Genomic DNA, 12,702 nt, shown 5'->3' on the forward strand with positions numbered 1-12,702 from the left:
CAACGGCTACTGCGACGGAGTCGGCAGCGGATCGAGCGGAGCGTGCAGGCGGGCTATCTGATGTGCGTTAATCGTATTCGGGTCAATCTGCGACGGGCGTGCGCAGCGTGACGAATTCCTCGGCGGCTGTCGGGTGGATGCCGATGGTCTCGTCAAAGACCTGCTTTGTCGCGCCCGCTTTCAGCGCGACGGCCAGGCCCTGCACGATTTCACCCGCGTCCGGGCCCACCATGTGGCAACCCAAAACGCGGTCGGTATCGGCGTCGACCACCAGTTTCATCAAGGTTTTTTCCTGGATACCGGTCAGCGTGAGCTTCATCGGGCGGAACCGGCTTTCGAAACGCTTGATGCGATGACCGGCCTCGAGCGCCGCCTCGGTCGTCAGGCCGACGGTGCCGATATTGGGCAGGCTGAATACGGCCGTAGGAATCAGGTCGTAATCGACCTTGCGGTACTCCTCGGGTTTGAACAAGCGGCGCGCGACTGCCATCCCCTCGGCCAGAGCGACTGGGGTCAGCGGCACGCGGCCGATCACGTCGCCGATGGCCAGGATCGACGGTTCGCTGCTGCGATATTCGTCGTCAACCCCGATAAAGCCGTCGTCGTTGAGTGTCACGCCGGTGTTTTCCAGCCCCAGATTGTCCAGCATGGGGCGGCGGCCGGTGGCATAGAACACGCAATCGGTTTCGATGACCTCGCCGCTTTTCAGGGTGACGCTCAGGGTGCCGTCATCGCGTTTGTCGATGCGGGCAATATCGGCGTTAAAGCGTAAATCCAGGCCTTTTTTTATCAGTTCGTCGCGCAGGTGCTCGCGTACGCTGCCGTCAAAGCCGCGCAGAAACAGGTCGCGTCGATACAGTTGCGTGGTTTGGGCGCCCAGGCCATTGAAAATCGAGGCGAATTCGACCGCGATGTAGCCCCCGCCCACGACCACGACGCGGCGCGGCAGTTCCTGCAGGAAAAAGGCCTCGTTCGAGGTAATGGCGTGTTCTTTACCTGGAATATCAGGGACTTGCGGCCAGCCGCCAGTGGCCACCAGGATATGCTCGGCCGTGTGGCGCTGGCCGTTGATTTCCACGGTGTGAGGGTCGACCAGCCGGGCATGGCCTTCGTGCAGGGTCACACCGCTATTGACGAGCAGGTTGCGATAAATGCCATTGAGACGTTCGATTTCGCGGTTTTTATTGGCGATCAGGGTAGTCCAGTCAAAACCCGGGGTCCCGACGGTCCATCCAAATCCGGAGGCTTGCTCGAAGTCTTCGTGAAAATGCGCGCCGTACACCAGCAGTTTTTTGGGTACGCATCCAACGTTCACGCAGGTGCCGCCGAGATAGCGGCTTTCCGCAATGGCTACACGAGCACCGAATCCCGCGGCAAAGCGCGCCGCGCGCACGCCGCCTGAACCTGCGCCTATGACGTATAAGTCGAAATCGAAAGCCATCACGAATCCTTGTTACGAGTCTGCTTGGTGGGACGCAGCCGCCCACATAATTTCTGAAAAGAACGGTATTAAACCGCTAATCTTAAACCGCCGTCCGGCGGGTATGCTGCGACCTGGCTTGTGGTGCCCTCAGCACAGGCCCCGCATATGGGATACATTCTGACGGTGGTGCCGCCGTATCGGGCGGCGTTCGGGGTGATTCCGTGATGGGAATGCATGCAGACTGAAACTAGTTTCTTTGGCTCGGTGGGCGCCGTGTTGGGCGAGGTGATCCGTGCCATTGTGTCAGGCATCCGCTATGTCTTTAGCGGCCTGGGCTCGGCGATCGGGGATTTTTTCTCGGGCCTGGCCGGCGCATTGGGCATGAGCTCGTCGATATTTCATTTCGCGCTGCTGCTCCTGGGCCTGGTCCTGCTGTGGTCCGCGGTCAAGGCCTTTATGGGGCGTTCCATTGTGGCGGGATTGTTCTGGCTGCTATTGGCCATGCTGTTGTTGTCCGGCCTGATCAGTTAGCGGGGCAGGGGGGNNGCCNCCGGCAGCCTCGGTTCTATCGGTAGGTTGAGCTTTCCCTCTATGCCGGGCGCCGCGCAGTGGTTTGCGCGATCAGCATGGTGAGCCGCTTGATGAGCGGTTCGAACAGATCCGCCGAGGTGTTGCCATAGCCCAGCACCAGGCCGTTGTCCTCGGCGGTCGGTTGCAGGGCAAAGGCCGACAGGGCGCTGGGCGCCATGCCCGCCTGCCGCGCTGCAGCGGCCAGTTGCCGGTCCTGAATTTCAGGCGGCAGTCTCACGGTCAAGTGCAGGCCGCCTTGTCCGCCTAACACCTCGTGCGAGACGGACAGGTGGCGCGCTAGGGCTGATCGCAAGGCGGATTGCCGGTCGCGATAGAGACGCCGCATGCGGCCCAGATGGCGGGCAAACTGTCCGCTTTCCATAAACTCCGCCAAGGCGAGTTGCTCATGCCGATGGCCGCCGCGCAGCAATTCGTGCACGGCCGTGTGTAACGAACCTGTCAGCCCCTCGGGTAATACCAGGAATCCAATGCGCAGGGCGGGAAACATGGTCTTGCTGAACGTACCGATGTAGACCACGGGTGCATTATCGGCGAGCCCTTGCATGGCGGGGATCGGATCGCCCTGGTGCCGGAATTCGCTGTCGTAGTCGTCCTCGATGATCCAGGCGTTGTTGCGCCGGGCGCGTTCCAGCAGGTCCAGGCGGCGAGCGGCGCTCAGCACGGCGCCCGTCGGATATTGATGCGAGGGTGAGGTGTAGATCATGCGTGGCGCATGGGTGTGCCAGAGCGTGGCAGGCGCCGCCAGGCCCTCGTCGTCAACGCGCACCGGTATCACCTGCAGGTCCCCTGCCTGGAGCGCGGCCTTGACACCCCGATACCCCGGGTCTTCCATCCAGGCGATATCGCCTGGATTACTTAGCAGCCGTACACATAGAGACAACGCCTCTTGGGCCCCCTCGGTAATCAGGATCTGTTCCGCGTGACAGCGTACACCGCGAGACAGACCCAGATGGCGGGCGATGGCGTCGCGCAGCGCAGGTTCGCCAGCGGGGTCGCCGTAGCCCAGCGTGCTGATGGGCATGTCGCGCAGCGTACGGTCCAGCGTGCGGCGCCACGCGCCGAGGGGAAAATGGCTGAGCGCCGGTGTCCCCGGGCGCAGCGCCACGGCGGCCTCGATGTGACGGGGAGACGCTATCAAGCGGCTGACGCGTTGTGCGGCACTGGCGTCCATGGGGGCCGGGCTGATAGGTTTGGGGAGGCTGATGCGGGCGGCTGGGTTGATGCCTGTGGCGGGGGCCATAGGCAGGAAGGCGACCCATGTCCCTTGGCGATCGGCTCGCACGTAGCCTTCCGCCGTCAACTGGCTGTACGCCAGCAGCACGGTATTGCGCGAAATGCCGAGTTGCTCCGCCAGCGCCCGCGAGGCGGGTAGCCGGCTGCCCGCGGGTAGCCGTCCGTCCAGAATGGACGCCTTGAGCCGTCGCAACAACTGACGTTGCAGTGTATTGCCGTCCTGGGGCGGCGACAGCGGGCTGTCCAGCAAGGGGGCTGGCGTATCCATGGCACCATCAAATAGTCTGATATTGGATCTTTTTACCATGCCACGATTCGGCTAGGCTTATGGCTTGTATTCGCGTAATGCCATTTCCCCTGAGCCTCAGAAGGATGTTTCGTATGCCGTCGACCAGTGCCGTGACTCAACAACCCGTGGGCGATTCCCTCCCGCATTGGACGGCGCGTCCGCGGCCCCCGCATGAGGCGATCGCGGGACACTACTGTCGGCTCGAACCGCTGGACGCGGCGCGTCATGGCGCTCAACTGTATGCCGCGTTTCGTCAGACGCCGGACGATGCCGATTGGACGTATACCCTGGCCGGGCCATTCGCCGACGAGGCCAGCTATCTGGCGTATGCGCGTACGGTGCAAACCTCTGAGGACCCACAGTTTTTTGCCGTTATTGACTCGGCTACAGGACAAGCAGTCGGCACTTTGGCCGCCATGCGCATTGATCCGGCCAATGGCGTCATCGAGGTAGGCAACGTGGCGTACTCGAATCTGCTCAAACGTACGCCTGCCGCCACCGAGGCCCAGTATCTGCTGATGCGCCGGGCGTTTGATCAACTCGGCTATCGCCGCTATGAATGGAAGTGCGACAGCCTGAATGCGCCGTCGCGCGCCGCTGCGTTGCGCATGGGATTTCAGTTCGAGGGGATTTTCCGGCAGGCCGTGGTTTACAAAGGGCGCAATCGAGATACCGCCTGGTTTTCCATCATCGATTCGGAATGGCCGGCCGTGCGCAGAGGCTTTGAGCAATGGCTCGCGCCGGATAATTTCGATGCGGACGGACGGCAGCGCCGCCGGCTGTCGGATTTGATCGAGTCGGCGCGGACGGCGTGACCNNCCCCGCTACGGGGTAACTGCCAGCCTGATCGTCACGGTAACTCCGCGGGGTAACTATCCAGCGCCAGACTGATCTGCTGGCGCAGATCCCATTCCGCCAGCGAGGCATTGACAGCACCGTAATAGGCGCCGTCGCGCACCAGGAACAGGGCGGGCAAATGAAAGACCTCGTAGCGCTCGACCAGCCCGCCGTTATCGCCCGCATCGATCCAGCACAGGCGCTCGACCGGCAGATCCAGCTCGGGTAACTGTTCCCGCGCCACGCGGCACGTGCCGCAGGTACGGCTATGAAAGGCCAGCAGCGACAAGCCGGGGGCATCCAGCAAGTAGCGGTCGGCAGTACTGTCGTTGAGTTCGATTTGTTGCATGGGATGCAGGCGGCTGAAAATCGATATGTTATCGGGGTTTACCCTGTTTTCGCGAAACGAACACAGCGGAATGCAGTACGCTCGACGACTTCTGAATTCGCGTCAAGACACTCGTGCATCTGTTCATCCTATCCTCGTTGACGATACAACAGACATACGATGTTGCATTCCTGATGCCCCGAATTGGTTCGGCGGGCGTGCGGGCAAGTAATATTGCGAAATCAGATAAATAGATGAAATGCGGGTCCTCATGGGGGACCCGCATCGTTTTTTTATTAAAGGAGATGGTCCCGATGAATAAGCCGTTCGACGGAGAAGTCGCCTCGCTTAACGTACCCGAATACGTCAAGCACAAGGGGTTGGTCGAGTGGGTGGCGCATGTGGCTGCGCTGACAAAGCCGGACAATGTGGTCTGGTGCGATGGTTCCCAAGAAGAATACGACCGACTGTGCGAGCTAATGGTGCAAGCGGGCACCCTGCGACGATTGAATCCGGAAAAGCGGCCCAATTCGTATCTGGCCTGGTCCGATCCCTCCGATGTGGCGCGGGTCGAAGACCGCACCTTTATCTGCTCGCAGCGCGCAGAGGACGCCGGTCCTACGAATAATTGGGCTGATCCCGCTGAAATGCGCGCCACGCTGGATGGCTTGTTTGATGGCGCCATGCGTGGACGCACGATGTATGTGGTGCCGTTCTCGATGGGCCCGTTGGGCTCGGACATCGCCCACATCGGTGTCGAGCTGTCTGACAGCCCCTATGTCGTGGTCAACATGCGCATCATGACCCGCATGGGCCGCGCCGTGTTTGACGTGCTGGGCAGCGATGGCGAATTCGTGCCTTGCGTGCATAGCGTGGGCGCCCCGCTGGCAGCAGGTCAGGCCGATGTGGTGTGGCCGTGCAATCCGACCAAATACATCGTCCATTATCCCGAAACGCGCGAGATCTGGAGCTTTGGCTCGGGTTACGGCGGCAATGCCTTGTTGGGCAAAAAATGCTTTGCCTTGCGTATCGCATCGACCATGGGCCGCGATCAGGGCTGGTTGGCCGAGCACATGCTGATCCTGGGCGTGACCTCGCCCAAAGGCCGCAAGTATCACGTCGCTGCGGCATTCCCGTCGGCTTGCGGCAAGACCAACTTTGCCATGTTGATCCCGCCCGAGGGCATGGACGGCTGGAAGGTCTCCACCATCGGCGACGATATCGCCTGGATCAAGCCGGACGCCGAAGGCCGCCTGCGCGCCATCAACCCCGAAGCGGGCTATTTCGGCGTAGCGCCTGGCACCAGCGAAAGGACCAACTTCAATGCCATGGCGACGTTGAAAGCCAATGTCATTTTCACCAACGTGGCGTTGACCGATGATGGCGACGTCTGGTGGGAAGGCATGACCGATACGCCGCCCGCGCATCTGATCGACTGGCAGGGCCAGGATTGGACGCCCGCAAGCGCGAAGGAAACCGGTCGCAAGGCTGCGCATCCGAACGCGCGCTTTACTGCACCCGCCTCGCAATGTCCGTCCATCGACCCTGAATGGGAAAACCCCAAAGGTGTCGTCATCGACGCGTTCATCTTTGGCGGCCGTCGTTCCACCACCGTGCCGCTGGTCACCGAAGCCCGTAATTGGGTAGAGGGCGTCTACATGGCGGCCACTATGGGCTCTGAGACCACGGCAGCGGCCGCAGGCCAGCAGGGCGTCGTGCGCCGCGATCCGTTCGCCATGTTGCCGTTCTGCGGCTACAACATGAGCGACTACTTTGGCCATTGGCTGAAACTGGGCAAACGCCTGCAGGATGCGGGCGCCACGCTGCCTCACATTTACTGCGTCAATTGGTTCCGTAAAGGGCCGGATGGCAAATTCGTCTGGCCGGGCTTTGGCGACAACATGCGTGTGCTGAAGTGGATGCTGGGCCGCATTGACGGCACGGCCAACGGTGTCGAGCAAGTGTTCGGCGTATCGCCCACGTATCAGGACATCGACTGGACTGGCCTGGAATTCAGCCCGGATCAGTTCCAGCAAGTCATCTCGGTCGATGTGAAATCGTGGCGTGATGAATTGGCGCTGCACGATACCTTGTTCCAGCAGTTGGCTCAGCGTTTGCCGGGTGAATTGCCTGGTGTGAAGTCGTCGATCGAGACGCGTCTGGCCGCTTGAGGCAAGGCGTGTTTTGGCATTAGCCGGGCTTGGCGCTGATTGCTGACGTAATCAAGCGCTGAGCCAAGGACGCGGCCATCGGGCTCTGCCGGAGTCAGATGGCCGCGTTTTTACGTGTTGATTGAAGGTTTTAACGGTGTCAGTTTTTCCTGACCAGATTGAGCCGATTGCCCCTCGTGTGCAAGGGTTCGCTCCGTTGATGGCATCGGGCGCACGCATCGTCGTGCTCGGCTCGATGCCTGGCGTCGCGTCGCTGCGGCGACAGCAGTATTACGCACATCCTCGCAATGCATTCTGGCCGATTGCTGCCGAGGTTTGCGGTTTTGATGCGCAGGCCAGTTATGACGCGCGCAGCGAGGCATTAGTATCGTCGGGGATCGCGCTGTGGGATGTGCTGCAGGCCTGCGAGCGTCCTGGTAGCCTGGATGCGAATATCGATATCCATAGCATCGTGCCTAATGACTTCGAGTCGTTTTTCCGCGAGAGCCCTGGCATCGTGCGTGTCTGTTTCAACGGTGGCAAAGCTGCAGCGTTATATCGACGCCACGTGTTGCCCGCATTGACGCTCTCGCGTGAACTGCAATACGTTGATTTGCCGTCTACGAGCCCGGCTCATGCTGCGATGAGGCGGGAAGAAAAGTTGGCGGTGTGGGAGCGTGCGTTGACGATTTCGCGGTGAGCTTCGTGCGTGGTGGGGATGAGTGCCATTGGACGTCGAGGCNGGGCAGTGACCGTGTTGNCNGGCCTCGACGTCCACAAGCACGCCAACGTCACCTTCACGCAAACACCTGATAATGTCCCCAACCCCATACCGCTTAACAGCAACAACGCTGTCAACAATCCTTCATCTACACCCGCTACGCTGTCAAAAACGGGCAAAGGACCTGACATCATGAATTTTGAAGACCGCGACGAACTGCGACGCCGCATCGAAAACGATTTGCTCGACAGCCTGGACGAAGAGCTGGAGCTGGAAATCGAAGATCGCGCCTATGATCTGGCACAGCAGGAGGGCGGTGCTGCGCCGGGAGGCGAAACTCACGCGCAGCGCGTAGCCTATTTCCGTGAGCTGTTTCGTCTGCAAGGCGAGTTGGTCAAACTACAGAACTGGGTGGCATCGACCCGGCAAAAAGCAGTCATCATTTTCGAGGGGCGTGATGCGGCAGGCAAGGGCGGCGTGATCAAGCGCATTACACAACGCCTGAATCCCCGCGTATGCCGCGTAGTGGCTTTGCCGGCGCCCAATGATCGCGAGCGTACACAATGGTATTTCCAACGCTATGTGGCGCATCTGCCCGCTGCCGGCGAACTCGTGCTGTTCGATCGCAGTTGGTACAACCGCGCAGGCGTCGAGCGCGTCATGGGGTTCTGTTCAGACGAGGAATACGAGGAGTTCTTCCGTTCGGTGCCGGAATTCGAACGCATGCTGGTGCGTTCGGGGATCAAGGTCATCAAATACTGGTTCTCGATCACCGACGAAGAACAGCATCTACGCTTTTTGGGCCGCATCCACGATCCGCTCAAGCAATGGAAACTCAGCCCCATGGATTTGGAATCGCGCCGTCGCTGGGAGGACTACACCCGGGTCAAAGAGGCGATGTTGGACCACACACACATCGATGACGCGCCATGGTGGGTCGTGCCCGCCGACAACAAGAAGCAGGCACGACTCAATTGCATCCACCATTTGCTGTCGCAATTTCCTTACCAGGAAGTCGAACGTGCCGAGGTGATCTTGCCAGAGCGCGTGCGCAACGAGGACTATATTCGTCATCCGGTGCCGACCGAGATGATGGTGCCGCAGGTGTATTGAGCTGGGACTTTAGTCCGGTTGGCGGCATTTGGGCCACCATCAGGGTTCTATCGGCGGCAGTTCATCCGCAATCAAATCGAGCCCTGCGCGCAGTAGCCGATCATAGCGCGCACGCTCAGCAGCGATGCTTTCGGGTGTCCACTCGTAAAAGCCTTGGCCCGCCTTCATCCCGTGCCTGCCGTCCGCGGCGCGTTCGGTGAGACAACGCGCGGGGGTATCGCTATTGCAAAACGAGGGATACATCGTAGCGCCCGCTGCCGCGTGTACCTCGATACCCGCGTGATCGCGCTGCAACACCGGGCCGGCGGCCAGAAACCGGAACCCAAAACCGAATCGCACGGCTGCATCGACATCCTCGGGCGAGGCGATACCGCGATCGATCAGATCAAATGCCTCGCGTGACAACGCGTGCTGCAAACGATTGGCCAGAAAGCCAGGCAAGTCTTTCAACACCTTGACCGGCACCATGCCGCAGCGGCGCATGAACGCAATCAGCGCATCGGCCTGCGCGGGATCGCTGGCGTCGCACAACACTACCTCGACCAGGGGCACGAGGTGCGCAGGCATGAAAAAATGCAGGCCCAACATGCGATCACGTGTCTTGAGCCCCTGGCCGATCGCACTGATTGGAAAGCTCGAGCTATTGCTCGCCAGAATGGCACGCGCAGGCGCACGTTGCTCCAGTTCGGCAAACAGGGCCTGTTTCAGATCCAATCGTTCGGGAATGCATTCGATCACCAGCCCGACGCTATTCCAGTCGACGCTATCCAGATCGGGCGCGGTTTGTACATAATCCGCCGCCTCTGCACGTCCGGCCGCAGCCAGATTGGCGGCGACGCGTGCAGGCAGGGCCTGGGCGCGCGTAGCATCGGGTTCAATGACCGTCGTGCGGCAATGCGCACGTGCCAGGACCACGGCAACGTCAGCGCCCATCGTGCCGCCACCCACCACCACGGCGTGCGCGGCGGCAGGGTTACTGAGCAGAGGTTGAGGTAATGAAGACATCATGTTTCCTTTGACGGCGCCGCGCTGAGTCATTGCGCACGTCTCGAATGCGTGGTGAAAGCAGGTGTGGTGAGAGGACTAAGCCTTGCCAGGCACGCTTTCCTTCGTATCGGTCGCACGCAGAAAATCGAAATCCACGCCTTGATCGGCTTGCGTCACACTCTGCATATACAACTTGCGATAGCCGCGATCGCCAGTGGGGTGCTCGATGGGATGCGCAGCGGCGCGGCGGGCGAGTTCCTCATCACTGATCAACACCGCGATTTCGCGATTTTTCACCGACAGACGGATACGGTCGCCCGTCTGTATATGGGCCAACGGCCCGCCCACCGCTGCCTCGGGTGTCACATGCAACACAATCGTGCCCGCTGCCGTGCCGCTCATGCGGCCATCGGAAATACGCACCATGTCTTTGACGCCGGCTCGGGCGAGCTTGCGCGGAATCGGCATATATCCGGCCTCCGGCATACCCGGGCCGCCGGTCGGGCCAATGCGCTTCAAGACGAGCACGTCATCCGCCGTGACGTCCAAGGCATCGTCGTCAATGCGATTGGCCATGTCCTCGGCGTCCTCGAATACGACAGCGCGGCCTTCATGTTCCATGAGTTGGGGGTTCGCCGCCGATTGCTTGATGATGGCGCCGCCGGGGGCCAGGTTGCCGCGCAAAACGGCCAGGCCGCCGACGGGATAGATTGGCGAGTCGAATGGCCGGATCACGTCTTGCACGAAGGCGGCAGGCGCAGCGTCGAGCTCCTCGCCCAAGGTACGGCCGGATACAGTCAGGGTATCCAGATGCAGCAACGGCCGCAGTTCACGCAGCAGGGCAGGCATGCCGCCCGCTTTGTGAAAATCCTCCATGTAGTGCTGTCCAGAGGGCTTCAGATCGACCAGCACGGGGGTCTCGCGGCTCAGGCGATCCAGCCCGGCCAGATCGATATCGATGCCCAACCGTCCTGCCATCGCGGTCAAGTGCACGATGCCATTGGTCGAGCCGCCTACTGACAGCAGCACCCGCAACGCATTCTCGAACGCCTTGCCTGTCAGAATCTTGTCGGGCGTCAGGCGGTTGATCGCCATGGCCACAGCAGTGGTGCCTGTCTGCTCCGCCACACGCATGCGGTCAGCCGTGACGGCAGGCGCCGAGGCGCCACCAAAAACCATGATGCCCAAGGCCTCGGCCAGGCATGCCATCGTGCTGGCCGTTCCCATCACCGAACAGGTTCCGACGCTGGCCACCAGTTGATTATTGACGTCGGTGATCTCCTCGGCGTCGATCTCCTCTGCACGGTAGCGGCCCCAATAGCGGCGGCAGTCCGTACACGCGCCCACGCGTTCGCCACGATGCGAGCCCGTCAGCATGGCACCCGTGACCAATTGAATCGCCGGTACGCCTGCCGATGCGGCGCCCATCAATTGAGCGGGCACGGTCTTGTCGCAGCCGCCGATCAGCACCACGGCATCCATGGGCTGCGCGCGAATCATCTCCTCGGTGTCCATTGACATCAAGTTGCGCAGATACATGCTCGTCGGCTGCGAAAAACTTTCATGCACCGAGATCGTAGGGAAATCGACCGGCAGCCCGCCCGCCAGCATCACCCCGCGCTTGACCGCCTCGATCAGCTGCGGGGCATTGCCATGACAGGGGTTGTAGCTGCTGCCCGTGTTCGCGATGCCGATCACGGGGCGCGACAGGGCGTCCTCGGTATAGCCCGCACCTTTGATAAAGGCTTTGCGCAGGAACAGCGAGAAGCCCGTGTCTCCGTAATTGGTCAGCCCCTTGCGCAGGCCGGTGGCGGGGGAATCAGGTTTTTTTGAGGAAGCCATTGTCATCTCAATAATATTATTGATAATCTATGGGCGATCATATCCGGGCCTTCTCGCGTAATGCAAGTACCGGACGGTGAATCGGCGCCAGAAACACATTCAACCACTAACCTGGCAGGAGACAAACATGTTTTTATCGAGCAAGCGTCCCCCCGCAAGGCGGGCATTTCTAGCCTGTGCCTTGACCTTTTGTGCGAGCCTGGGTCTGCCCACCGTCGCTGCTGCCGCGGGCTATCCCGAGCGTCCCGTGCGCATGGTGGTGCCTTATCCGCCCGGCGGGGCGACCGATGTGATCGGCCGCGTGATGGCGCAGGAACTATCGCTGGCGCTGGGCCAGCAGTTCGTCGTCGAAAACCGTGCCGGCGCGACAGGCAATATCGGGGCCGATCAGGTCGCGAAGTCCGATCCCGATGGCTATACGCTGTTGCTCGGCGCGTTGACGAGCCATTCCATCAATGCAGAGCTCTACAAAGGCAAAGTCCCTTACGACATCGAAAAGAGCTTTGCTCCGGTTTCTATCGTTGGCTCGGTGCCGCTGGTGTTCGTGGTGAATCCTTCGGTGGAAGCGAAGTCGCTGCAGGAGTTCATCGATTTAGCCAAAAAGCGCCCGGGCTATTTGACGATGGCTTCATCGGGCAATGGTTCGCCCCAGCATCTGGCCACCGAAATGTTCAAAAGCATGGTGGGTGTGGACGTCCTGCATGTGCCATACAAGGGCAGCGGCCCCGCGATGACGGATTTGATGGGTGGACAGGTGCTCAGCATGATCGAGACCGTACCCGCGGCGCAGGGGCACGTGAAAGCCGGTAAATTGCGGGCTCTGGCAGTGGCGTCAGATCAACGCGCCGAGGCCTTGCCCGATGTGCCGACGACCGCCGAGGCGGGGCTGCCGAATTTCCAGGTCAGTTCCATGTTCGGGATCGTGGCGCCTGCCGGAACGCCGGACGCTGTCATTCAGAAGCTGAATGACGCGCTCAAACAGATCCTGGCCAAGCCTGCAGTCAAGGCTGCGCTGCTGAATCAAGGTGCGGTGGCAACGTGGACAACGCCTGCGGACGCGGCTGCGCGCATTGCCGCAGAGCGGGCCAAATGGGCGAAAGTGATTGCGGACGCCGGGGTGAAAGGCGAGTAGCGAGGCAAGGCTGGCGGAACCCGCCAGCCTGATACTGCATCAGTGAATCGCAGCCA

At 61.0% G+C, this 12,702-nt stretch carries 11 protein-coding genes; 6 read left to right on the plus strand and 5 right to left on the minus strand.

Annotated elements, in window-relative coordinates:
• Positions 1-82: 82 nt before the first annotated feature.
• A complete protein-coding gene (gene gorA, locus ACNA0J_RS07835; RefSeq protein ID WP_415818144.1) occupies positions 83-1,441 on the minus strand; it encodes a glutathione-disulfide reductase in 1,359 nt (452 codons plus the stop codon).
• A 216-nt stretch (positions 1,442-1,657) separates the two neighbouring features.
• Here gorA and ACNA0J_RS07840 point away from each other — a divergent pair, with 216 nt between their 5' ends.
• Positions 1,658-1,954: a hypothetical protein gene (locus ACNA0J_RS07840; RefSeq protein ID WP_415818146.1), complete on the plus strand. Its 297-nt coding sequence runs from the start codon at positions 1,658-1,660 to the stop codon at positions 1,952-1,954.
• A 58-nt stretch (positions 1,955-2,012) separates the two neighbouring features.
• On the opposite strand, the gene pdxR is transcribed toward ACNA0J_RS07840, so the two are convergent.
• On the minus strand, positions 2,013-3,554 hold the full coding sequence (gene pdxR, locus ACNA0J_RS07845; RefSeq protein ID WP_415818148.1) for a MocR-like pyridoxine biosynthesis transcription factor PdxR: 1,542 nt from the start codon (positions 3,552-3,554) through the stop codon (positions 2,013-2,015).
• Between the two features lie 74 nt (positions 3,555-3,628).
• Between pdxR and ACNA0J_RS07850 the strand changes: the two genes are divergently transcribed.
• Positions 3,629-4,351 (plus strand): GNAT family N-acetyltransferase, encoded by a 723-nt coding sequence (locus ACNA0J_RS07850; protein WP_415818150.1) that lies wholly within the window; start codon positions 3,629-3,631, stop codon positions 4,349-4,351.
• 35 nt (positions 4,352-4,386) lie between these two features.
• On the opposite strand, the gene ACNA0J_RS07855 is transcribed toward ACNA0J_RS07850, so the two are convergent.
• Complete coding sequence (locus tag ACNA0J_RS07855; RefSeq protein ID WP_415818152.1) at positions 4,387-4,722, minus strand: thioredoxin family protein; 336 nt, start codon at positions 4,720-4,722, stop codon at positions 4,387-4,389.
• Positions 4,723-5,015: 293 nt separating this feature from the next.
• Here ACNA0J_RS07855 and ACNA0J_RS07860 point away from each other — a divergent pair, with 293 nt between their 5' ends.
• The 3 genes from ACNA0J_RS07860 (at position 5,016) to ppk2 (ending at position 8,685) form a co-directional block, all read left to right on the plus strand.
• Entirely contained in the window at positions 5,016-6,872 is a 1,857-nt protein-coding gene (locus tag ACNA0J_RS07860; RefSeq protein ID WP_415818154.1) for a phosphoenolpyruvate carboxykinase (GTP), read from the plus strand.
• A gap of 136 nt (positions 6,873-7,008) precedes the next feature.
• On the plus strand, positions 7,009-7,551 hold the full coding sequence (locus ACNA0J_RS07865; RefSeq protein ID WP_415818156.1) for a DNA-deoxyinosine glycosylase: 543 nt from the start codon (positions 7,009-7,011) through the stop codon (positions 7,549-7,551).
• A 213-nt stretch (positions 7,552-7,764) separates the two neighbouring features.
• Positions 7,765-8,685 (plus strand): polyphosphate kinase 2, encoded by a 921-nt coding sequence (gene ppk2 / locus ACNA0J_RS07870; RefSeq protein WP_415818211.1) that lies wholly within the window; start codon positions 7,765-7,767, stop codon positions 8,683-8,685.
• A gap of 39 nt (positions 8,686-8,724) precedes the next feature.
• Here ppk2 and ACNA0J_RS07875 read toward each other — a convergent pair whose 3' ends face one another.
• The gene (locus ACNA0J_RS07875) at positions 8,725-9,690 is read right to left on the minus strand and encodes a 3-hydroxyacyl-CoA dehydrogenase family protein (RefSeq protein WP_415818213.1); all 966 of its coding nucleotides are present in this window, start codon (positions 9,688-9,690) and stop codon (positions 8,725-8,727) included.
• Between the two features lie 78 nt (positions 9,691-9,768).
• Positions 9,769-11,514, minus strand: a complete 1,746-nt coding sequence (locus ACNA0J_RS07880; protein ID WP_415818158.1) for an IlvD/Edd family dehydratase — start codon at positions 11,512-11,514, stop codon at positions 9,769-9,771.
• Positions 11,515-11,641: 127 nt separating this feature from the next.
• On the opposite strand from ACNA0J_RS07880, the gene ACNA0J_RS07885 reads away from it, so the two are divergent.
• Entirely contained in the window at positions 11,642-12,646 is a 1,005-nt protein-coding gene (locus tag ACNA0J_RS07885) for a Bug family tripartite tricarboxylate transporter substrate binding protein (RefSeq protein ID WP_415818160.1), read from the plus strand.
• Positions 12,647-12,702: the final 56 nt, after the last annotated feature.

The sequence above is a fragment of the Bordetella tumbae genome, assembly GCF_965139195.1.
In the GTDB taxonomy this organism is placed as follows: Bacteria; Pseudomonadota; Gammaproteobacteria; order Burkholderiales; family Burkholderiaceae_B; genus Bordetella_A; species Bordetella_A tumbae.